Annotated in this window: 20 protein-coding genes; 14 read left to right on the top strand and 6 right to left on the bottom strand. The window is 55.7% G+C overall.

The window, feature by feature from the left end; genetic code table 11:
• Positions 1-5: 5 nt before the first annotated feature.
• Positions 6-1,112: a tRNA dihydrouridine synthase DusB gene (gene dusB / locus HKD21_RS08870; RefSeq protein ID WP_194255346.1), complete on the bottom strand. Its 1,107-nt coding sequence runs from the start codon at positions 1,110-1,112 to the stop codon at positions 6-8.
• Here dusB and HKD21_RS08865 point away from each other — a divergent pair.
• Complete coding sequence (locus tag HKD21_RS08865; RefSeq protein ID WP_228121218.1) at positions 1,111-2,055, top strand: alpha/beta fold hydrolase; 945 nt, start codon at positions 1,111-1,113, stop codon at positions 2,053-2,055. The two genes, dusB and HKD21_RS08865, sit on opposite strands and share 2 nt — an antisense overlap.
• A gap of 2 nt (positions 2,056-2,057) precedes the next feature.
• Here the strand turns inward: HKD21_RS08865 and HKD21_RS08860 are convergent, their stop codons facing one another.
• Positions 2,058-2,297 carry a hypothetical protein gene (locus HKD21_RS08860; protein ID WP_194255345.1) on the bottom strand — a complete coding sequence of 80 codons (240 nt, stop codon included), beginning with the start codon at positions 2,295-2,297 and terminating at the stop codon, positions 2,058-2,060.
• 113 nt (positions 2,298-2,410) lie between these two features.
• Between HKD21_RS08860 and HKD21_RS08855 the strand changes: the two genes are divergently transcribed.
• The 3 genes from HKD21_RS08855 to HKD21_RS08845 all read left to right on the top strand — a co-directional run bounded on the left by HKD21_RS08855 (position 2,411) and on the right by HKD21_RS08845 (position 6,659).
• On the top strand, positions 2,411-3,484 hold the full coding sequence (locus HKD21_RS08855) for a quinone-dependent dihydroorotate dehydrogenase (RefSeq protein ID WP_194255344.1): 1,074 nt from the start codon (positions 2,411-2,413) through the stop codon (positions 3,482-3,484).
• A gap of 246 nt (positions 3,485-3,730) precedes the next feature.
• A complete protein-coding gene (locus tag HKD21_RS08850) occupies positions 3,731-6,079 on the top strand; it encodes a DUF3772 domain-containing protein (RefSeq protein ID WP_194255343.1) in 2,349 nt (782 codons plus the stop codon).
• Positions 6,080-6,173: 94 nt separating this feature from the next.
• Positions 6,174-6,659 (top strand): hypothetical protein, encoded by a 486-nt coding sequence (locus HKD21_RS08845; RefSeq protein WP_194255342.1) that lies wholly within the window; start codon positions 6,174-6,176, stop codon positions 6,657-6,659.
• Positions 6,660-6,663: 4 nt separating this feature from the next.
• Here HKD21_RS08845 and HKD21_RS08840 read toward each other — a convergent pair whose 3' ends face one another.
• The 3 genes from HKD21_RS08840 to HKD21_RS08830 are packed head-to-tail and all read right to left on the bottom strand — an operon-like array spanning position 6,664 to position 9,510.
• Complete coding sequence (locus HKD21_RS08840; RefSeq protein WP_194255341.1) at positions 6,664-7,677, bottom strand: zinc-binding alcohol dehydrogenase family protein; 1,014 nt, start codon at positions 7,675-7,677, stop codon at positions 6,664-6,666.
• A 41-nt stretch (positions 7,678-7,718) separates the two neighbouring features.
• Positions 7,719-8,903, bottom strand: a complete 1,185-nt coding sequence (gene ubiM, locus HKD21_RS08835; RefSeq protein WP_194255340.1) for a 5-demethoxyubiquinol-8 5-hydroxylase UbiM — start codon at positions 8,901-8,903, stop codon at positions 7,719-7,721.
• 4 nt (positions 8,904-8,907) lie between these two features.
• A complete protein-coding gene (locus tag HKD21_RS08830; RefSeq protein ID WP_194255339.1) occupies positions 8,908-9,510 on the bottom strand; it encodes a nitroreductase family protein in 603 nt (200 codons plus the stop codon).
• Between the two features lie 212 nt (positions 9,511-9,722).
• On the opposite strand from HKD21_RS08830, the gene hisB reads away from it, so the two are divergent.
• From hisB to HKD21_RS08790, 8 genes are all read left to right on the top strand, one after another.
• Positions 9,723-10,319 carry an imidazoleglycerol-phosphate dehydratase HisB gene (gene hisB / locus HKD21_RS08825; protein ID WP_194255338.1) on the top strand — a complete coding sequence of 199 codons (597 nt, stop codon included), beginning with the start codon at positions 9,723-9,725 and terminating at the stop codon, positions 10,317-10,319.
• On the top strand, positions 10,316-10,717 hold the full coding sequence (locus tag HKD21_RS08820; RefSeq protein ID WP_194255337.1) for a hypothetical protein: 402 nt from the start codon (positions 10,316-10,318) through the stop codon (positions 10,715-10,717). The genes hisB and HKD21_RS08820 overlap by 4 nt, the downstream gene beginning before the upstream one ends.
• Positions 10,702-11,340 carry an imidazole glycerol phosphate synthase subunit HisH gene (gene hisH / locus HKD21_RS08815; protein ID WP_194255336.1) on the top strand — a complete coding sequence of 213 codons (639 nt, stop codon included), beginning with the start codon at positions 10,702-10,704 and terminating at the stop codon, positions 11,338-11,340. The genes HKD21_RS08820 and hisH overlap by 16 nt, the downstream gene beginning before the upstream one ends.
• Positions 11,337-12,695: a 1-(5-phosphoribosyl)-5-[(5-phosphoribosylamino)methylideneamino]imidazole-4-carboxamide isomerase gene (hisA, locus tag HKD21_RS08810; protein WP_194255335.1), complete on the top strand. Its 1,359-nt coding sequence runs from the start codon at positions 11,337-11,339 to the stop codon at positions 12,693-12,695. The genes hisH and hisA overlap by 4 nt, the downstream gene beginning before the upstream one ends.
• Positions 12,689-13,450 (top strand): imidazole glycerol phosphate synthase subunit HisF, encoded by a 762-nt coding sequence (gene hisF / locus HKD21_RS08805; protein ID WP_194255334.1) that lies wholly within the window; start codon positions 12,689-12,691, stop codon positions 13,448-13,450. Before hisA ends, hisF begins: the two co-directional genes overlap by 7 nt.
• Before the next feature lie 4 nt (positions 13,451-13,454).
• The gene (locus HKD21_RS08800) at positions 13,455-13,856 is read left to right on the top strand and encodes a phosphoribosyl-ATP diphosphatase (RefSeq protein ID WP_194255333.1); all 402 of its coding nucleotides are present in this window, start codon (positions 13,455-13,457) and stop codon (positions 13,854-13,856) included.
• Between the two features lie 14 nt (positions 13,857-13,870).
• Complete coding sequence (locus HKD21_RS08795) at positions 13,871-14,218, top strand: histidine triad nucleotide-binding protein (RefSeq protein WP_194255332.1); 348 nt, start codon at positions 13,871-13,873, stop codon at positions 14,216-14,218.
• A 679-nt stretch (positions 14,219-14,897) separates the two neighbouring features.
• Complete coding sequence (locus HKD21_RS08790) at positions 14,898-17,777, top strand: TonB-dependent receptor plug domain-containing protein (RefSeq protein WP_194255331.1); 2,880 nt, start codon at positions 14,898-14,900, stop codon at positions 17,775-17,777.
• A gap of 99 nt (positions 17,778-17,876) precedes the next feature.
• On the opposite strand, the gene pgm is transcribed toward HKD21_RS08790, so the two are convergent.
• Positions 17,877-19,523, bottom strand: coding sequence for a phosphoglucomutase (alpha-D-glucose-1,6-bisphosphate-dependent) (pgm, locus tag HKD21_RS08785; protein ID WP_194255330.1), 1,647 nt, complete (start codon positions 19,521-19,523; stop codon positions 17,877-17,879).
• Between the two features lie 544 nt (positions 19,524-20,067).
• Between pgm and HKD21_RS08780 the strand changes: the two genes are divergently transcribed.
• Complete coding sequence (locus HKD21_RS08780) at positions 20,068-21,051, top strand: DUF1852 domain-containing protein (RefSeq protein WP_194255329.1); 984 nt, start codon at positions 20,068-20,070, stop codon at positions 21,049-21,051.
• A gap of 30 nt (positions 21,052-21,081) precedes the next feature.
• Entirely contained in the window at positions 21,082-22,110 is a 1,029-nt protein-coding gene (locus HKD21_RS08775) for a methionine synthase (RefSeq protein ID WP_194255328.1), read from the top strand.
• Positions 22,111-22,667: the final 557 nt, after the last annotated feature.

The raw sequence follows: 22,667 nt of genomic DNA, 5'->3' as shown, positions 1-22,667 counted from the left end.
TGATCTCAGGCCGCTTCACGCGTGCCGTCGCGGCTCAGACTGCCTGCTGGTCCGGCTTCGCGGTTCCGCACAACACCGGCTTCGATATGACGGTCATAGAAGCCTTCAAGCAGCGCGATGGCTTCAGCGGCGTTATCGACATTATTGATCGTGGAGCGGAACGTCGCAGATCCCGGCAGACCGGCGGAATACCAGGAGACATGTTTGCGCGCGAGCCGCAGTCCCGGACGTTCGCCGAAATGATCGAGCATCATGCGGTAATGACGCAGGGCGATCTCCTTTTCGGTCGCCAGATCAGGGTCCGGCACATCCTCGCCGGTCCGCAGGGACTGCGCCACCTGCGCCGTGAACCACGGGCGACCATAGCAACCCCGCCCGATCATGACGCCATCGGCCTGAGACTGATGCAGCGCCTCACGCGCATCGCGGATCGTGTTGATGTCGCCATTGACGATGACCGGCAGCGACACTGCATCCTTCACCGTTTTAACGAAGCGCCAGTCCGCCGTCCCATTATAGAACATCTGCCGGGTGCGACCGTGGACGGTCACAAGCCGGATGCCGCTCTCTTCCGCGATTTTCGCCAGACGCGGCGCATTGAGGGAGTTGTGATCCCAGCCCATGCGCATTTTGAGCGTGACCGGTACATTCACGGCCCGTGCCGTTGCTTCCAGCAGCTTTCCGGCCAGAACCTCGTCCCGCATCAGCGCGGAGCCAGCCATCTGCCCGATTGCGACTTTCTTCACCGGGCAGCCGAAATTGATGTCGATAAGGTTCGCGCCTCCATCGACTGAAATCTTTGCCGCCTGCGCCATAGCCTCGGGGTCGCAACCCGCAAGCTGGACCGCATTGGGACCGCGTTCGGCCATACGGGCCATACGCATGGTGTTCTCGTTCTCGCGGATCATCGCCCAGGAGGCGATCATTTCCGACACCACCAGCCCTGCTCCCAGATCGCGCGCAAGCTGACGGAACGGCAGATCCGTAACACCCGAAAGCGGGGCAAGGATCACCGGATCCTCGATCACCACGCCCTGCCCCAGATCAATGGGTTTCAGAACACGGTTCGGAGCGGCGGTTTCAGATGGATCAGAAGAAGGGGAAGCAGTCATGGCCCAGTCAATTTACCGCCCCACTCTCGCAAGCGCAAACGCTCCTTTGAACGCAACCCGCCCTACGGTCCGCGCGCTATGTTCTGTGACAGTTTCTGCACCCTACCCGCCCAACGCTTTCATGGGGAAGACCATGCCGCATATCACGACCAGTGACGGAATCCTTATCCATTACGAGGAGCAGGGGCACGGCCGGCCCCTCGTCATGATTCATGGCTGGACGTTCTCGGGACGCTTCTTTCATCGTAACGTCGGCCCGATCTCCGAGCAGGCCCGCGTCATCACCATAGATTTACGCGGTCATGGACGTTCAGAAAAACCGTCACACGGTTACAGGATCGCGCGTCTGGCCGCCGATCTGCGGGACCTGCTGGTGGCGCTGAACCTCCGGGATGTCACGGTTCTGGGGTGGTCGATCGGCTGTCCGGTCATCTGGTCGTATCTGGAACTGTTCGGGACTGAGCGCATCCGCAATGCCATTTTCGTTCAACAGACCCCGAAACAGTATTATTCTTCCGACTGGAAGCTCGGTCACTCTGACTGTTACGATCAGGCCGGTCTGACGGCCGTGCAGCAGCAACTGACCCTTACCCCGGAAGATTTCGACCGGACCAATCTGGAAAACTGTATCTGTCATCCGCTTGCGGAAGAGGAAAAGGCCTTCCTACTTCGGGAAATGGCGCAGAGCCCCTCTCACGCCCGCAGCTCCATGATGGCCGATCATACCACGCAGGACTGGCGCGATATCCTGCCGCGCTTCACGCTCCCAGCCCTGATGATGGTGGCCCGAAAAGACACGATACTGAACCCCGAAGGCCCTGCCTGGGTCGCACAGAACATGCCCAACTGCACGGGCATGGACTTCGAAGACAGTGCTCACATGGTTTTTCTGGACGAAACTGAAAAGTTCAACCGTGCCGTTCTGGAGTTTCTGAAAACCTGACCTCAGCCCGTTGGGCCGATTTCTTCACTGTGCCGCTTCAAACCATCTTGTGTGATTACGAAACGCCCGTCATCGCGCAGTTGGGACAGTCCCAGTCTTTGCAGCCGCTCCAGACAAGGCTGATCTTTCAGACCTGTCGGGCGGCCCGTCGCGGCACACAGCAGAAGCCGGTGCAACGTCGAGCGACAGCACGTCTCCAGATAAGGCTCGTCATAAGATTCAGCAGCAGGGGCACCGGACATGAGTTCGCGTCTATCGTGTCCCTGCGTTACCGCCAAGATAAAACGCCACCAGACATCACCCAAAGCCGTGAGGTGGATGCTTCACAGCACGGATTAGGCTATGGAAACGACTCATGATCGATCTCGGAACGCTCGTCACCCCGCTTCTGCACCGCTTCGACACCGAAACGGCACATGAACTCGCCATTCACTCTCTCGCTCTTGGCCTCGGTGGTCAGGCCCCGAAAGATGTGCCGGCTCTCTCGACCCGCGCACTCGGCCTGCGCTTTCCCAACCCGATCGGCCTGGCTGCCGGGTTCGACAAAGATGCCCGCGCCATTCGCCCGCTCGCAAAGCTGGGCTTCGGGCATATCGAGGCCGGGACCGTGACACCTCGCCCCCAGCCCGGCAATCCGGGTCCGCGCCTGTTCCGGCTGGTTGAGGACGGTGCGATCATCAATCGCATGGGTTTCAATGGCTGCGGCGTAAACCGCTTCTGCAGACGCCTCGCCCGTCTGCACCGCCCGATGCCCAATGGCAGGATGCGCGGCCCGACCGTTCCGCTGGGTGTAAATATCGGCATCAACAAGACCGGCTCCGACCCATTACGGGATTATCCGGAACTCGTGGCTCGCGTGCGGCCGTATGCCGACTACATTACAATGAACCTGTCGTCGCCCAACACGCCGGGCCTGCGCGATCTTCAGTCGGCAGCCATGCTGAAAGAACTTCTCACGGCCATCAACACGCGCAATCCCGAACGGCCACCCCTGCTGATCAAGCTCGCACCGGATCTGGATGACAGTTCCTACGAGCCGATCCTTGAGGCTGCCATCGACGGAGGTGCGCAGGGCCTGATCCTGACCAACACGACCATAGCCCGCCCAGCCACCCTGCGTGATCCGGCAGCCCGCGAAACCGGCGGCCTGTCCGGACGGCCTCTGGCAGCCCGTTCGCGGGACGTGCTGCGGATTGTCTCGAGGCTGAACAAGGGTCGACTGGCGCTGATTTCCTGCGGCGGCATTGAAACTGGCGAGGACATTCTTGCCCGCATCCGCATGGGCGCAGACATGGTGCAGATCTATTCGTCTTTCGTGCTGCAGGGGCCTGGCATCCTGAGCCGCCTGAAACAGGAACTGCTCGAAGCCATGCGTCGCGACGGCTTTGAGTCGATTGCAGACGCTCATGGCGTTGACTGGCAGGACTAATCTGCCAGCAGGATTACACGGAGTACTTTTCGGAGTTCAGGGCATCTTTTCAGTTTTGGAAAAGATGCCTTTTTCGTATCCGTGCTTCCGTGCCAATCGAACCCTTGTCCCTGCAAACCGTTGAAAACCCACCAAGACACTGAACGGAATACACACCGCATGACCAAACGGCCTGCCGCGCGCGCCTCTAGATCTTTAAACAGACAGCGTTCCGGAGCCGTTTGTAGGCATGGCCTGAGTGTTTTTATGCTTTCCGTTGGGCTGGTATTCGCAGGATTGGTACCCCCGGGGGCGTTCGCTGCTCCACAAGCCGTCGCGCCCCAGACAAGTACCGTCTCTTCCAAACCTGCGCCGAAAGACACAGGGAAAGATTCGCCGCGTGACCCCGCAAGTTCCGGCCTTGGCTGGACTGCGGTCTCTGCCGCTATCGGGCGTCAACTCGACGATAACGTCACGGCCCTGCAACAGGTCTTTGCTACTCTGAACCGTAAAGACGGCAATACGGGAAATAGCGAGCTCGAAAGCCTGTCGTCCCGAATCCAGAAAGTCCAGCAGAGCACTCAGGACGCGGTCACGCAAATCCAGTCCTATGACAACATCATTGAGTCTTTCCTGAAGATCCTCGGTCCAAATGCCGTGGAAAACGAAGACGCCTCCGTCACTGCACAGCGCCAGCAGATGCAGCAGAATGCCCGGTCTGTGAAATCAGCCCTGATACGGGCCAAGCTCTATAATCTTCAGGCACAGCAACTTAACACGGCCATCAATACCCGCCGCTCACGACTGCAACAGGCGGCATTGTCTGAACACACGGTTTCTCCATTGGCTCCACGCTTTTGGAACACGCTCCTGACCGAGCGTGCCGAGAACCGTTTTTCGCTTCATGCGGGCGGCGTTCTGGCAGACTGGCTCTATCTCCTGATCGGCTGCGCCGTCACGTTCGTAACCATTGGTTTCAGTTCGCCGCTGATGCTGCGTCTGCTCAAACGCTGTGGCGCCCATTTCCGTCCCGCTACCGAGGACAGCGTCAAGGAGGCTCTCTCTGCCAGCATCATTGCCATCACGCTTAATGGCGCGCTGGAAGCCCTGATCGCCACGCTGACATGGTTCATCTGGGCTGCGGCAGTACTGCCTGATGGCGGCGGTCCCATCGGTTCCGTCATTGGCGAGACTATCCCCGTCTGCGGCTTCATCATCGGCGCCGGACTGCCGGTTTTCGGACGCAGCGGCGTTCTGGCACAAGGCAACCCCGGCGAGCGTAAGGCACTTCGGGGGGTGGACTGGATTCTGGCCATCAGCATTCTTCTGCTGGATCTGTTGCGCGCCTTTCAGGCTCAGGATGCTTTCGGTCAGACACTTCAGCTTCTGTTGGAAATCGCGTTCTCAATTGCCATCGGTCTGTGCGCTGTAGATACATTCCGCAGGCTGGGAAACCAGAACGATACACGCGGCTTCGCCCCATCTGCATTGGGTGTGTCCAGTCTGATTCTGGCCATAACGGTTATTTCCATCCTGCTGGGCTATGTGGCCTTTGCCTTCACGCTCAACGGCTGGTTGCTGTCGTTGGGAACGGGCGTAGCCATTGTGGCGCTCCTGGGGTTATGCTGGCGCGACGTGCTGGAACGGTTGTTTTCAGAAGGGGGCTTCTTCAGTCGGCGCCTGATTCAGCTTGGGCTGCCGCAACGCCGCCTGTCCCAGATCGGGGTCATCCTTTCCGGGCTTGGAAACATCCTGCTGCTTTTGTTGCTGTTTTCCATCGCCCAAACGGATGGCAACTTCAGCGTGACAGACATCACCAGTCGCTTCTGGCTGCTGTTCGTCGGTAATACCATCCACGGCGTAAAGATCTCGCTCGACACAGTCGTTCTGGTCATCGTGCTGGCCGTAGTCGCCTATTACGCTATCCGTCAGACCCGGATGTGGATCAGAGACCGGTTTTTCCCCACCACCCGTCTCGACATCGGCAGTCGTACGTCGATCCTCAGCATCTTCACCTATTGCTCGTGGATTCTCGTCGGTCTCGGAATCCTGTCCATCTCCGGGGTATCCGTACAAAACCTGACCTGGGTGGTCAGCGCCCTCTCGGTCGGTATCGGTTTTGGTCTGCAATCCATCGTGCAGAACTTCGTCTCCGGCGTTATTCTCATGGCTGAGCGACCGGTGCGCGTTGGAGACATGGTCGAGATCGCCGGGACGCGGGGGGATATCAAACGCATCAGCATCCGCGCGACCGATATTGGGCTGAGCGACGGTTCGACCATGATTGTTCCGAACTCCCAGTTCATCACGACGAGCGTCAAAAACGCCACGCTGAGTGGGGCGACGGGAACTCTCAACCTGACATTTCAGGTTCCGGTGGCGACGCATCCGGAAAAAGCGAAATCCATGTTGCTCGAAGTTGCAGCACATCGCGATGAAGTCCTCGCAACACCTGCACCCAAAGTCCGGGTCAGTGCCATTACGGCAGACAGTCTGATTGTGACCCTGAGTGTTGCCCTCACCTCCGCCCGGGACGCCAGCAGCGTGCAGGATGCCATTCTTTTCGACGTCTTCCGCCGGTTCCGTTCCGAAGGCATCGCCATCACGACAGCCTGATTAAAAATATACCGCAGGACTCCGCGAAATGCTCGATTTCCGGAGGCCCTGCTCTTAAGGTCAAGACCGTTCCGCAAGGACAGGATCCAGACCGATGCCATCCCCGACACATCTTTCCGGCCAGACAACAATCGGTCAGGTTCTCCACCTGCCCGTACGCTCCAAAACCCTCTCTATAGCAGAAGCCGCAGTCCATCTGGGGCTGCCGGAACGCAGAATGAAGCTGCTGACCCTCCTCGGCACAGGACCGGCACGGACCCAAACTCCAGATAAGAAGATCGCATATCGTCGCGAAGATCTGGAACTCTATCTCATCGCACTATACGAGAAAGCTGACATTTCTGGAACGGAAATGACACGCCCTCGTGCGCAGGCGGCCGCTAACCGTCAGCGCGCGCTGGAACTGATACAGGTCGGCAGCAAAACCGGTTTCCCTGACCCGGACCCCTTCATGATGCTGGCAACCGGCGCGGATGCCCGCCATCACGCCTGCTTTTTTGTCATCAAGGTGATGGCGCTATTCGGGCTGATCATGCTCTGTATTTCGTCAACACCGCTACTACGGGCGCATTTTAACTAACGGATTATTCAAAGCCGCAAAGCACGACTTTTCCAATACCCTTACCGCTTTCAAGCAGTTCATGAGCTTTCCGCAGATTGGCAATGCCAATCGGTTCCAGCACCTCATGCAGCGTGGTTTTCAGAAGGCCAGCTTCCACAAGCGAAGCAATCTGTCCCAGAATGCGCCCCTGAACAGCCATATCCGGCGTCTCGAACATCGGGCGGGCAAACATATATTCCCAATGCACCGAAAGAGATTTGCGCTTGAAAGGCATGATGTCAAATTCGCCCGGATCGTCGATTAGCGCCAATGCGCCCTGCGGAGCGAGAGAGCGCACAATCGCATCCCGGTGCTCCCCCGAGGCCGTAAGCCCCGCAACATAACGCACCTGAGGGATTCCGATCCGCGCCAGTTCCTGATCGAGCGGCCTGCGATGATCGATAACATGATGGGCGCCCATCTCATGGCACCAATCCGTGGTTTCGGGGCGCGAGGCTGTGGCAATAACCATCAGTCCCGTCAGACGGCGCGCGATCTGCGTCAGGATCGATCCCACACCTCCCGCTCCGCCAACGATCAAAAGCGCGTCGGGATTATCCATCTCACCCAATCGCACACCCAGTCGGTCAAACAACAGTTCCCAAGCCGTCAGGGCCGTCAGAGGGAGTGCTGCGGCTTCGACATCCGAAAGCGTTTTCGGAGCCAGCGCAATCAGACGTTCATCGACGGCCTGAAACCGTGCATCACTTCCCTGCCGCTGCGCGCTTCCCGCATAGAATACCCGGTCTCCCGCCCGAAAGCCGCGCACCTGACCGCCCGTCGCAACGATCGTACCGACTGCATCGTATCCCAACACGCGCGGCTCGCCATCCGGCGCGTCCATCGAACGCAGCTTTGTATCAACGGGATTGACCGAAACCGCACGGATCTCCACGATCACATCCCGAGGCCCCGGAACAGGCGTCGGAATATCCAGCTCGACCAGAGCGTCAGCTTCGTCCATGCGGGTCCCGCGTCGATGTCCGAAAGCCTTCACGGTAATTCCCTTTCAATCCGGAAACCGAACCGTCAGATGCCTTAGCCCTGACGATCCATCAGCATGTTCGTTACAGCCGCTTTGAAGGGCAGGAGCCGATTGGCCACAGCCAACCCTGCCCGACGCGCCATCAGGAACGGTGCCTCATCACGGGTATAAACGGTCGCAATGGCATTGGTGGCCGCAAAGAGCGGCGCGGTCGCCAGACGATGCGTACGTTCGAAACGCGCCAGAACGGACGGATCACCCGCATCGCCCGGCCCGTCCGCAATCGCCCGAGCCAGAACTTCCTGTCCCTTGAGGCCCAGATTGAATCCATGCGCCGTAATCGGGTGCATTCCCACAGCTGCATCCCCGATCAGCGCCAGACGCGGCGCTTGAAAGCGATGCGCATACACGGCCTTGAGTGGATAGACACAACGCGCGCTCTCCAGCGTCATTGGGCCCATGCGCCCCTGCGTGCGGGCGGTGATGTCCTCGCTGAAGGCCTTGCCGTCGAGTGTCTTGAGACGCGCAATCTCGTCCGGTTCCAGCGTCAGAACCAGCGATGAACAGGACCCCGGCCGCTCATCTGCTGCGACCGGCAGAAGAGCGATCGTCTGTCCTTCATCGAACCACTGAAGCGCCGTATTGGCATGCGGTTCGGGGTGCCGCATCCGGCAAACCATGATGTTGCGCTGGAAATCGTGCACGATGGCACCGATTCCGGCTTCAGTCCGCAGGCGCGAAAAACGTCCGTCCGCCGCAATCAGCAGATCAGCCTCAAGACGCTCGCCATTAGCCAGAACGACGCCTGCCGACCGCGTATCGTGCCATGAGCTGGCAATGCCCTCTCCGGCCTTGATGTCCACACCCGGCGTCCTCGAAACCACGCGATACAGCGCCCGCCGGATCAGATGGTTCGCCACCATATGCCCCAGCGCATCGGGGCCATTAGCGGGCGCATCGAACAGAAGGGGCGGATTTCCGGTCTTTCCGGTTTCAATTCGGGCCGTATACATCGGACAGATGCTGCCAGCAGGAATCTCATCCCACGCACCGACCGCCTTCAGCCATTCCGACGCATGATGGGTCAGTGCGATTTCCCGCCCGTCAAAAGGCGGATCAGCCAGCACATCCGCAGATGACCGCTCGACAAGGCAGACCTTGCGTCCGTCCCGCGCAAACGAAATTGCAGCAGCCAGCCCGACCGGACCACCACCCGCGATAATAACGTCGTAACGCATCTGTTCAGCCGGCATCCGCGGCGAACTTGATGGCATCGCCCTTCCAGACCGCCATGTAATCGTCGATTTCGGGACGCTTGCGCTCATCGGAATGCTTCGCGGGCGTTCCTACGAACAGGAAGCCCGCAAGACGATGTGGCTCGGGCAGCCCAAGAGCTGTCAGCAGAATTCGGTCTTCGCAGAACGGACCCGTCACCCACATTCCGCCGAATCCGGATGAGTGAAGCGCGTTCAGAACGTTCATTGCCCCTGCAGCCACGGCCATTTCCTGCTCGATGACGGGAATTTTCCCGTCTGGCTTAAGATGCATGCCCAGTGCAATGATCATCGGCATATTGGAAAAGCGGTGATGGCGCTTGGTCTTCTTGGCCTCAGGCGCATCGGACTCCTGCCGCCCCATCGCCTCCACCACGAGATCAGCGAAAGCCTCGCGGTGCTTGCCTTTGATCACCGTATAGCGCCAGGGGCGCATCTTCCCGTGATCCGGGGCCCGGAGGCCGGCGGAGAGAATGGTGCGGAGGTCATCCCCCTTCGGCGGAGGCTCGACGAGATGGTCCGTCGAGGCGCGGGAGAGAAGGACGTCGAGGGGGGAATGATGATGTGCCATAATCCAGAAATATGGGCCTATCTCCCCTTCTCGCCAAGGTTATTTTCCTGACACTGCTCACTTCAAGGAAACGTGACACCCTTTCACACTGGCTCCTGCGGGAACACACTTTCCCCGCTCAGACTTTTTCGGCCTGGGGGCATTGTGGATTTCACAAGCATATTGGCCGGATAGCGTGGAAATCCGTGCCATGCTGGTGTAGCAGAGATGTCATGAACGACATCCGCCATGCCAGCCTGCATCGGGCCACCAGCGAAACCGATATCACCCTTGCCCTCACGCTCGACGGCGAAGGCCGTTCCAACGTGGACAGTGGCATCGGCTTTTTCGATCACATGCTGACGGCGTTGGCCAAACATGGCAGCTTCAACCTTGATCTGAAGGCCAAGGGAGACCTGCATATCGACGGGCATCATACTGTCGAGGATGTCGGCATTGTTTTCGGACAGGCCTTTCGTCAGGCCATCGGAGACAAGCGCGGTATCGAACGTTTCGGCCATGCGCTCGTGCCGCTGGACGAAGCCCTGTGCGAAGCCGTGGTAGATATTTCCGGCCGCCCCTATCTCGCGTGGAATGTCGTCTTCCTTCGGGAGAAGATCGGGACGATGGACACGGAACTGTTTGAAGAGTTTTTCCGCGCCTTCGCCATGTCCGCCCATATTGCCCTGCACATCACCTGCAAGGCCGGCACCAATGCGCATCATATTGCCGAAAGCGGCTTCAAGGCCGTTGCCCGCGCGTTGAAAGTTGCCGTTTCGCATGATCCGCGCTTGGCAGGCGCTATTCCCTCCACCAAAGGCGTGCTGTGAAGCTCTATATTCCCTGCACGAAGCCTGAAGCTCCCGGCCCGCAGATGCCCGTAATGGTGCAGGACGGTTTTTCATGGCGCGTCCTGTTTTTCGGCTGGTTTGGTCTGCTGACCTATGGCGCGTGGATTTCTGCCCTTCTGACCGCAGCCGTCACCATGATCACGCTGCATATCTTAAAAGGATTCTGGCCACGGCTTGATCTGATCGTAGCCATTCACGCCGTACTCGCCAGCTTCACGGCTGAGATCCGTCTGTGGGAACAGCGCCTGAACGGCCGCGTTCCCGGCACGCCCATCGCCGCACCCAGCCGGGACATCGCGCTCCTGCGCTGGATGGACCAGCAGCAATACGCCCCTTCCTACGGCACATCCCCGGAGTTTCCATGCGCGTCGTCGTAATTGACTACAATGGCGGAAATCTCGCCTCGGCCGCACAGGCAGCCCGCAAGGCCGCGACACGCAAGGGCATAGAGGCCAACGTCGTCATCTCCCGCGACGCAGATGACATCCTCACCGCAGACCGCCTGATCCTCCCCGGTCAGGGCGCATTCGCGGACTGCGCGCAGGGTCTCGGATCAGAACTGCGCTCCATGCTTGAAACTGCAACCGCCAATGGCACGCCGTTTCTCGGCATCTGTGTCGGCATGCAGCTCATGAGCGACTATGGTCTCGAACATGGCCGGACCGAGGGGCTGGGCTGGATTTCCGGCAATATTCGCCGCATGGATGAAGCTGCCAGTGCCGGTCTGCGTCTGCCCCACATGGGCTGGAACACACTGGATTTCACACCCGGCGCGCATCTGCTAACGGACGGTCTCACGCCCGGCAATCACGGCTATTTTGTTCACTCCTATGCCCTGCATGACGGCGCGGAGAGCGATCTGGTCGCCACCGCGCAGTACGGCACGCAGGTTCCGGCCATCGTGGCCCGTGGAAACCGCTGCGGCACGCAGTTCCACGTCGAAAAAAGCCAGGATGTCGGCCTGACCATCCTCGGCAACTTCCTGCGGTGGACTTCATGACGATTACCTGTGAACGGGTCGTCTCGTCACTGTCGCCCGAAGATCTGGACGCCCTGATCGAGGCCACATCGGCGGGTATTCTGGACGGGGGCGGTTTCGGCTGGCTTCAGCCTCCCGGCCATCAGGCACTGGCGCGCTATTTCGAAGGTCTGCTGCTTGTGCCGGAGCGCAGCCTGTATGTCGTGCGTGATAATGGCACGATCTGCGGTGCGGGGCAGCTTGTCCGTCCGCCTGCAAGCTATGAAGCTCACGCGGCAACCGCCAACCTGACCGGCTTTTTCGTGGCACCCTACGCCCGCGGGCGCGGTCTGGGACGCGTACTTCTGGAAACCATGCTCAAAGGCGCAAAAGCCATTGGCTGCAAGGTTGTAAACTGCGACATCCGCGAAACGCATGTCGCCGCTATCGGGCTGTTCCGGTCATTCGAGTTCGAACACTGGGGCACGCATCCTTATTATGCACGGATCGGAGGGCAGACGGTGCGCGGACTTTTTCTCTCAAAACTTCTGGCAAACGAGAACGAGGCCGCCCGCTGGCAGTCCAGCATCGCCATGCCTGACGCCAGCAGTTCCGCCTCCAGTTCGGCATCCGAACCGGAAACTCCGACTGCGACACACGGTCTGACGCTTTACCCCGCCATCGACCTCAAGGACGGTGCCTGCGTCCGACTGCGACGCGGCGAAATGGAAGATGCAACCCATTATTCCGACGATCCTGGTGCTCAGGCTCGCATGTTCGCCGAAGCCGGATGCCGTCACATCCATGTCGTGGATCTGAACGGTGCCTTCGCTGGCCGCTCCACCAATATTCCGGCCATTGAATCCATCGTGAAGGCCACAAGCCTTCCCGTACAGCTCGGCGGTGGCATCCGGGATATGGCTGCGATTGAACGCTGGCTCGAAGCGGGCGTCTCCCGCGTCATTCTCGGCTCCGTGGCCGTCAAGGACCCTGAACTGGTTCGTCAGGCTGCCCGTGCCTTCCCGGGCCGTATCGTTGCTGGCATCGATGCCCGACAGGGCCGGGTCGCTACCGAAGGCTGGGCCGAAGTGTCGGAACTGGAAGCCAACGATCTGGCCCTGCGCATGGAAGACGCTGGTGTCGCCGCCGTGATCTTCACCGAAATCACCCGCGACGGAATGCTGGCAGGGCTCGACCTCGAACAGACCGCAGACATGGCGCGCCGCCTGTCCATTCCAGTCATCGCCAGCGGCGGTGTCGGAACTCTGGAGCATCTCAAAGCGCTGCGCGATGTTGCCCGCGACGTTCCGGGCATTTCCGGCGCGATCGTCGGACGCGCGCTCTATGACGGTCGCATCGCGCTCAAAGATGCACTGGACGTCCTCGGATCATGCTGAAACTCCGCGTCATCCCCTGCCTGGACGTCAAGGACGGTCGCGTCGTCAAAGGCGTGAACTTCGTCTCCCTGCGCGACGCGGGCGATCCGGTCGAACAGGCCAAACTCTACGACGCTGCTGGTGCCGACGAACTCACCTTTCTGGACATCACTGCCAGCGTTGAAAACCGGGATACCATTCTCGACGTCGTTCGCCGCACGGCCGAAGCCATCTGTCTGCCCTTGACCGTGGGCGGTGGTGTCCGCACCTGCGAAGACATGCGTCGACTGCTGCTCGCCGGTGCTGACAAATGCGCCGTCAACTCAGCTGCCATCAAAAACCCGGACCTAATCCATGAGGCCTCCGAACGCTTCGGCAGCCAGTGCATCGTCGTTGCCATCGACGCGCGCTCCAATGGCCAAGGTGGATGGGAAGTCTACGCCAAAGGCGGCCGCGAACCCACAGGTCTGGACGTCGTGGAATGGGCGCGGAAAATGCAGGATCTGGGTGCGGGCGAAATCCTGCTCACCAGTATGGACCGTGACGGCACCCGCGCAGGATTTGACCTCGATCTGCTGCGCGCAGTCTGCAACGCCGTAACCGTTCCAGTCGTTGCCTCCGGTGGTGTGGGCGAATTGCAGCATTTCGTGGAGGGCGCTGAAGTCGGCGCAAGTGGCCTTCTGGCGGCAAGTGTGTTCCACTTCGGCCAATTCCGCATTGATGAAGTCAAGAATGCGCTGAACAAGGCCGGTTTGCCGGTCAGGCTTGGAGAATAAGATCATGGGAAAACCCGCTACCAAACCGGCTCCGAAGCCTTCAAAGCAGCAGGACGACAAGAAGTCTGACCTCCTGCAGGAACAGATTCTCCAGCGCCTGTATGACACGGTTCAGTCCCGTCGCGGCACCGACCCGTCCCTCAGCCATTCCGCACGCCTGATGTCCCGCGGCCGCAACAAAATCGCCCAGAAATTCGGTGAGGAAGCGGTCGAATGTCTGATCGAAGCCGTCAACGGTAATCGCAAAGAACTGATCGGCGAAAGCGCAGACGTTCTGTATCATCTGATCGTCATGTGGGTGGACGCCGGCGTCTCCCCTGAAGACGTCTGGACGGAGCTCAAGCGCCGCGAAGGCACGAGTGGCATCGCCGAGAAGGCAGCCCGACCCAAAGAAAAGCTCGGCTGAACAGGAGCCCGCACATGGCCTACGATCCTAACAACATCTTTGCCCGCATCCTGCGTAAGGAAATCCCCGCGCGCACGGTCTATGAAGACGACTTTGCCCTCGCCTTCCACGATATCGCTCCCAAGGCGCCGATCCATGTTCTGGTCATCCCAAAAGGCCCTTACATCTCCATCGCTGATTTCGGAGAAACAGCTTCTCCCGAAGAAATCACCTGTTTCTGGCGGGCTGTTTCGAAAATCGCAGAGGAACAGGGTCTGACCCACGATGGCTTTCGCCTCATCAGCAATTCAGGCCCCAATTCCGGACAGGAAGTTCCTCATTTCCACGTCCACCTCTTCGGCGGCACCTTTCTAGGCGTCTAAATCCAGATTGTGCAGACCTACATATTGGTATGTCGCGATCCTGTTCAGAGTCCTTAGCCGTTATCCAGAGATGTAAGACGGCCACGAAGCCATTGAGGCGTATTCAGTGATTTCATGGCCGTCGTTTGATGACAGCGTCTGGATAGTTGCACCCTCGGCCGACCAATCCTTCAAATACAAAGTATTGCACCATCGGGTTAAACCAGCGAAACACACGGCCATTCGTCAGACACAATAAATAATCAACAAAAAACTGAGAAACCAATCAGAAGTATCGACAATAGGGAATCAAGGTTTTTCAGAAAAATACCAGCACAAACTTCATCATATCGCCAATAATATATAAAATAGATTATTGATAATTATTTTATATATTGAAATACACAATAATTTTCTCAAAAATTATATTTATAATAATTTATATTTTTTAATATCTATCAAATATTTAACAAAAATATTTTGATAATAATTGATCGTATATTTTCAATTTATCAGAATATTCAAAATCGATTTGAACACTCTACACCATCAAATATCGTGAAGAGTACCAAATTAACGCAAAATATCATCACAAAACGTTAAATGAAACAAAACATTAACAAGAGAAATACTCAGAAACCAGTAAACGTCCCGCGCAGCGAGAGCAGATCTCTGTTTATTCCAATTCAAGGCTTTACGAATGTCTTTCTCAAGTCGGTCTTTCGCGCTTGCGCTTTCGGTTTCCGTTCCATGTCTTGTGCCCAGTTTTGCTTCCGCCCAAGATTCCCAGAACGTTTTTTCTCTTCCTGCACAGTCTCTGACGTCTGCCCTGACAGCTTTTAGCAGACAGACCGGGGTCTCTGTTGCATTCGACGCCAATGTGACGAATAGCCTGCGATCTTCTCCGCTCTATGGCAAGATGGACAACCTGAAGGCCCTTCGCAAATTACTCGGAAAGAATGCTTTAAAAGTTAATGCATCAAATCCGAAACATATTACGCTACGTACGGCCTCTTCCAAGAAATCGGCTGACGCTGAAGCCGACATGGTGGATAACCTGACTGTAAAAGGAAGCCGACACGAGCTTCGGACAAAACGTAATTTTGCGGGTGTTGTTGACTCCATTACCTATGATGACACCTCCAACCTTGGTGGGGCCACGTCCATCGCCCAGTTACTGACTCAGCTTCCAGGTGTCACGGGCATTCGTAATGGTGACGAACCGCGCTATATCAGTGTACGCGGCGTTTCGGCGGATCTCAATCAAACAACCTTGGATGGCATGACGTTAGCGAGCATCAGCGACGGCGGCAGCATTCGTCGGCGCGTCAATATGCAAAATATCCCGGCTGAAATGACCGGAGAAGACGATATTTACAAGACTTTTACTGCAGAACAGGATGGCGGTGCCATCGGCGCGGTCATTAACATGAACCCTCGCAGTGCGTTTGATCATGAGGGACTTTACAAATACGTCAACGCCTACGGCATTTATGGAACCGAAAAAGGGTCAGCCGGCGCCAACAGGATACCCGGCATGTCGCCACATCTGGGACAGGGCGCCAAGGCTGTTTTTTCCGATCGGTTTGGAAAGCATAAAGAATTCGGCATCATATCGTCGTTCCGGTACCAAAAACGCACCCGGAACACGACCAAGAAGTGGCAGGAAGACAGCTACAATTATTATAACACCAAAGGTAAAATCCTAAGCCCGAACGATCCGAGCACACCCGGGTGGAACGGCATGACTGCCCCCCGCTACGTTGACGGCGGAAGTTATTCCAATGATCTAAATTCTTTGGGTGGAGCTACACGTCTCGAATGGCATCCCGAAAATAGCGGATTCAGTGCATCTGTTATGGGTTATGCTTACGAGAGGTGGGAAAACTCCTTCATGGAGCATAACGAATACCTGCTTGACGATTCTGGCATCTGGAACCAGACTCCCACTTCTGGACGTGAATACATCTATCGTGCCCGTACGATCGGCCGAAAAGATAACTGGCAGATGAATACCAATGGTGTTCTTGGCAATTTAAGCTGGCACGATAATATCTCAACGCTGAAATTACGCGCCGGATACACATGGGAAGATTATTATGATCACGAACCCTATGTAACCGCCAGAGCTTACCCCAAGGAGACAGCAAAAGGCGCTGTATATGCCGATTATACTATAGACAAAAATAATGTCGCCGATCTTGTCAATATCATTGATATGAACAAGCTCCTCAATAGCGGTTACGCATTCCAGACAGTTCAGCAGGAATACGACCGTGATCATGAGGGCGTCACAAACGTTCGCCTTGATTACACCCGTAATCTTAACCCGGATTCCCATGGATTTGGATTTGCGAGCGGTTTTGAATGGCGTAGCCTTAATGCCACGAACTCGTCAGATCAGCTCTGGTACAAACCCGGTGGAAACGCGGCCTCCAGTATGTTTATTCCGAACATGCGGAACCCGAACGGACCGTTTTTCGATCTCGCCAATTTCCCATGGGATAAACAGACGCTTGATACGGCCAAATCCAATAATTACACACAGTTGGCGTATTTCCGGTATCAGGAACAGCTATTTGATGGCTATGTCTCGCTGCACTACAAGTGGCGGAACTCACAGCTCATAGCTGGCGTTCGAGCTGACTCGGTAAATTTCAATTCATTTATTCCAGGAACTGACAGCTCATCGAACCCGACAGGGAAAATTGAGAAGAACCGGGGTGGTTATATCAACCCACTCCCTTCAGTAACATTCGTGCATGAGTTTCCTAAGAACCTGATACTTCATGCTGTCTACAGCCAATCTGTTGGACGCCCTCAGCCCACGGACCTGGCACGCGCAGCACAATATAGCTGTGGCGACTCTCAGAATACTCAGCCCGGAGATATCAATTGTTCACTGTCACGCGGCAACCCTAACCTGATGCCTCGTAAAGCACAGAACTTCGATATTTCTCTTGATAAATTCTTTGATCGCGGAAAAGGCGTCTTTAGCGTCGCTTACTTCGATAAGATGATCAAACACGATATTTACACGACAAGATCTACTCAGATCATCAATGATGAACTCACCTATGTCACACAGCCGCGGAATGCCAACAACTCATCCCTGATGGGTGTTGAAGTGTCGGTGGTCGATCGCAGTATCAAGGGGCCCTGGAGACAGTCTTTTGATATCAATGCCAGTGGCACGTGGATGCGTGGTCGGATGACGTATCAAGGCGTCAATGTCTCTTACAAGCTGAAGCAACTGACCGAACAGCCTTCATATGTTTTCAACGGCAGCGTGACATGGCACATCCCGCAGATCCGCGGTGCAGTCAAAGCGTCCTTTTCGTACTCCGCGAAGTATCTTGAAGGCCTGAATGACGATCCGACGCAGATGTACGGTTACGGGTCTCAGCCAAGTCTTGATATTGGAGCCTGGAACGACATTACAGACGATCTTCGCCTGAAATACGAAGTGTACAATCTCGCAGGCTCACATACCCGGATGTATTACGGCCAGAACCTTAACCGTCTGGAAGCAAAAGAGAATTATGGCCGCAGCATCTATTTTGAGCTGGTCTATAATTAACAGAAAGCCACGTCGTCAGGAGATAAAATATTTCCTGACGACATGATTTTGCACAGTAATGAGATTACCCCCGGAGTGCACTCCGGGGGTAATCTCATTTCAGGCAGCGAATACTTTTGAAATGGCGTCCTGTGCTTCCTGCTGAATGGCCCGCAGGTGATCAGGGCTGACGAAGCTTTCCGCGTAGATCTTGTAAACATCTTCCGTACCGGACGGGCGTGCGGCGAACCAGCCGTTTTCGGTGACGACTTTCAGTCCGCCGATCGGCGCATCATTACCCGGCGCGCGGGTCAGTTTACTAATGATCTTGTCACCGGCCAGTGTTTCCAACGGGAACTGTTCGGGTGTGAGTTTACTGAGCTTTGCTTTCTGCTCTGGATTTGCAGGAGCATCGATGCGCTCATAATAGGGCGTGCCCAGGCGATCGATGATCTCGTGATAATGAGCGCTGGGGTTCTTGCCGGTCTTGGCTGTAATTTCAGCGGCCAGCAGACCCAGAATGAGGCCATCCTTATCCGTGGTCCAGACCGAGCCATCGCGGCGTAGGAACGTGGCGCCTGCGCTTTCCTCACCACCGAAACCCAGCGATCCATCCATCAGACCGGGTACAAACCACTTCAGGCCGACCGGTACTTCAACCAGTTTGCGCCTCATCTCGGCTGCCACGCGGTCGATCAGGCCACTGCTGACGAGCGTCTTGCCAATGCCAAGTTCCGGGCTCCAGTCCGGGCGGTTCTGGAACAGGTAGGAAATCGCCACGGCAAGATAATGATTGGGGTTCATCAGGCCATCGGGCATGGCGACGATGCCGTGGCGATCCGCGTCCGTATCATTGGCGAAGGCAACGTCGAAGCGGTCTCCCATTTCAATCAGGCGTGCCATGGCATAGGGGGAAGAACAGTCCATGCGGATCTGCCCGTCCCAATCGGCCGTCATGAAGGAGAATGTTGGGTCCACTACATCGCTGACGACGGTAGCGTTAAGGCCGTATCGGTCGATGATGGGTTTCCAGTATGCGACGGCTGCTCCCCCCAGAGGATCGATGCCGATCTTCACACCTGCGTCCCGAATAGCCTTCATGTCGATGACGGAATCCAGATCATTCACGTAAGGCGTGATGAAGTCGTAGCCCTTGATGCAGGCTTCCTGCTGGGCCTGTTCATAAGGCAGGCGTTTGACGTCTTTCAGGCCGTTGGCGAGGAAGTCGTTAGCCATGTCCTGAATGGCTTTGGTGATGGAGGTATCGGCCGGACCGCCATTGGTCGGGTTGTACTTGAACCCGCCATCTGCCGGAGGATTGTGCGACGGCGTGATGACGACGCCGTCGGCCAGACCCGTGGTGCGGCCCTTGTTGTAGGTCAGAATAGCATGAGAAATGACCGGGGTTGGCGTGTAGCCGCCATTTTCGTCAATCCGCACGTCAATGCCGTAAGCCGCAAACACTTCGATGGCAGATTTCTGAGCCGGGCCAGAGAGCGCGTGGCTGTCCATACCAATAAAGAGCGGCCCATCAATTCCTTCGGCTTTGCGATGCCGACAGATGGCCTCGCAGATGGCGAGGATATGGTTCTCGTTGAAACTGGTATGGAGCGAGGAACCGCGATGGCCCGATGTTCCGAACGATACACGCTGCGTGGAGACGGCCGGATCGGGTTTGCGATCATAATAGGCTGCGATCAGAGCGGGGATATCGGTGAGCTGGGAAGCGGAAAGTGTTTTTCCTGCCAGAGGACTGAGATGGGCCATAGCTTCAGAGATCCTTGCATCCACGTTGAGACATTGCCGTTTGTTGACGGCCATAACGCATGAACGCCCTATCCGGGCGCGTCGTTCAGGCAGGAGAACGTGTATCTGGATCGATGTCCAGAGAGATGCGTTCATTTCATGAAGATTAAATGCCACTACAATTCATGAAAATTCATCGTGAATGCAGGACTGTTACGGCGAGGCAAATCATAGACTCAATTTTTGATCAATTCTGACAGTACTCATAAACGACCCTGTCTGAGTTTGCGGATTTAAAAAATATACCCGACACCTTAATTTTGTGAAGCATTTCTCACTTCTAGGTGGGACCATCATGCAGTGAGATACTCATCACATGAATAAATTTCATGGATCAATGAAATAAAATCATTTTTTTTCACACTCTCTCTCAGGCATAACGTCTTCCAACGCGTCTCAATTCAATCAGTATAAAAACTGCTTAATCAAAGATGTGAACAAATAAAATTCTCAACAGATTTAAATAATAATCTGGAGGATTCTGCCCAAGCGAGGGGAAACAGGAATGTCTGCCGAATTTACGTTCTCTATCAAGAAAACCCGGTTTGATGAAGACTACACACCTTCGGACGACACGCGCCTAACAACCAATTTTGCTAATCTCGCCAGAGGTGAGCACCGGCGGGAAAATCTGCAGAAAGTCCTGCAGATGATCGATAACCGTTTCAATTCCCTCGCACACTGGGACAATCCGAAAGCGGACCGCTATTCTGTCGAGCTCGATATCATTTCCATCGAAATGAATATCAATGCCGGTACGAAGCAGGACGTCTTTCCCCTCATAGAAATTCTCAACACGACTATTGTTGATAAAATTAAAAACGAGCGAATCCCGGGCCTCTCCGGAAACAGTTTTTCTTCCTATGTTCGCGATTATGATTTCAGCGTTCTGCTTCTGGATCACAATCAGGGCCGTTCAGAGTTTCAGGTTCCCGATCATTACGGGGATCTTCATGGCAATCTGTTCAAATCAGCGATCCATTCGGCGGCTTACAAGGCGCTGAATGGCAAAATGCCCGTCATCTGCCTGAGCGTTTCCAGCAACCGGACCTATCATAAAACTGCAAATCATCATCCGGTTCTGGGAACCGAATATGAGCAGCGGGAATTTTCTCTGACCGATCAGTATTTTGGGAAAATGGGCATGAAGGTGCGGTATTTCATGCCTTCCAATGCAACTGCCCCGTTAGCCTTCTATTTCACCGGGGATCTTCTTTCAGACTACTCCAATCTGGAACTGATCAGCACGATCAGTACGATGGAATCTTTTCAACGCGTTTACCGGCCCGAAATCTACAATGCCAATTCTCCGGCGCCTGACTTCTATCAGCCGAGCCTGAAGCATCAGGATTATTCACTGACCCGCATCGTTTACGATCGTGAGGAACGCAGCAGGCTGGCCGTTGAACAGGGCAAGTTCACAGAAGAACGCTTCATCAAGCCGTATCATGATCTGCTTGAGCAGTGGTCTGCTCAAGCCCCCGTCTGATCCATTAAAAACACCAAGGCCGAAATCATCATGAAAACACTTCTCCCGACCTCGACCGCCGGCAGCCTGCCGAAGCCTTCATGGCTCGCAAAACCGGAAACCCTCTGGTCTCCCTGGAAACTGGAGGGTGAAGAACTGGTCGAAGGCAAGCAGGATGCCCTGCGCCTGACGCTGGACAATCAAGACCGTGCCGGCATCGATATCGTCAGCGACGGCGAACAGACACGTCAGCATTTCGTCACGACGTTCATCGAGCATCTGAGTGGCGTCGATTTCGAGAACCGCCAGACCGTCAAAATCCGCAATCGCTACGACGCAAGCGTTCCTTCCGTCGTGGGCTCAGTGTCGCGCGAAAAGCCCGTCTTTGTCGAAGATGCCAAGTTCCTGCGCAGCCTTACGAAGAAGCCGATCAAATGGGCTCTCCCCGGCCCCATGACCATGATCGATACGCTGCATGACGCACATTACAAGAGCCGTGAAAAACTGGCTTGGGAATTTGCCCGTATCCTGAACCAGGAAGCTCGCGAACTTGAAGCGGCTGGCGTCGATATTATTCAGTTCGACGAACCTGCCTTCAACGTTTTCTTCGATGAAGTGAATGACTGGGGCATTGCGACGCTGGAAAAGGCGATTGAAGGCCTGAAATGCGAAACGGCCGTTCATATCTGCTACGGTTACGGCATCAAGGCGAATATCGACTGGAAGAACACTCTGGGCTCGGAGTGGAGACAGTATGAGGAAATTTTCCCCAAGCTACAGCGGTCAAACATCGACCTGATCTCGCTGGAATGCCAGAACTCGCGCGTTCCAATGGATCTTATCGAACTTATCCGCGGCAAAAAAGTGATGGTCGGCGCCATCGACGTGGCGACCAGCACCGTTGAAACACCAGAAGACGTTGCCAACACGCTGCGAAAAGCTCTTCAGTTCGTCGATGCGGACAAGCTGTATCCTTCGACCAATTGTGGAATGACACCGCTGTCCCGGCAGGTCGCCACGGGCAAGCTCAATGCACTGAGTGCAGGTGCAGCAATCGTTCGGAAAGAACTTTCGGCCTAAGTACCCGATCCCACAATTCATCAGATTGAGTTGAGGATGAACGGTTCAGAGTGCTGACCTGTCATCCAGAATTATAAGCGGCTGTGATGTTATTGAGGTTCGCCTTCAGTAACATCACAGCCGTTTTCGTTTGATGTTTGAGTTTAAGATAACCGTTTCAGGTAATGATAGAGCTGTTTTAGAAGATATTCCTAATATTCCCCAACCAGAGATTAGGAACGCAGTGCCGCCTGTAGCAAAGGCCCTGATCCACACATCTGTGATAAAGCCTCATACTGCGCCGAAACATTCACCATAAATTTCTAAAAAATCTTTGAGAATTCCAGGATTTAGCTCAAAAACAAAATCACATTATAAAGTTCCGTGAGCACGCGCCTATTTCAGAAAAGTGCTCACCGAACTTTATTACAGTCACCTGAATATGATTTTCGTCATATCCGGAATGCTCATAATAGTCTCTTCCGATCCTCACTGTTTACTGCTGTGGCGAGGCGTAAACATCTCTTTCTGTGTATCTTTTTTTGCTGCCCATCCCCTTAACGGAGGCATGAAAACCG

It is taken from the genome of Gluconobacter cerevisiae (assembly GCF_015244675.1).
Classification (GTDB): domain Bacteria; phylum Pseudomonadota; class Alphaproteobacteria; order Acetobacterales; family Acetobacteraceae; genus Gluconobacter; species Gluconobacter cerevisiae.
The sequence above is the reverse complement of the archived record's forward strand: the minus strand, read 5'-3'. Positions and strand labels throughout refer to the sequence as shown.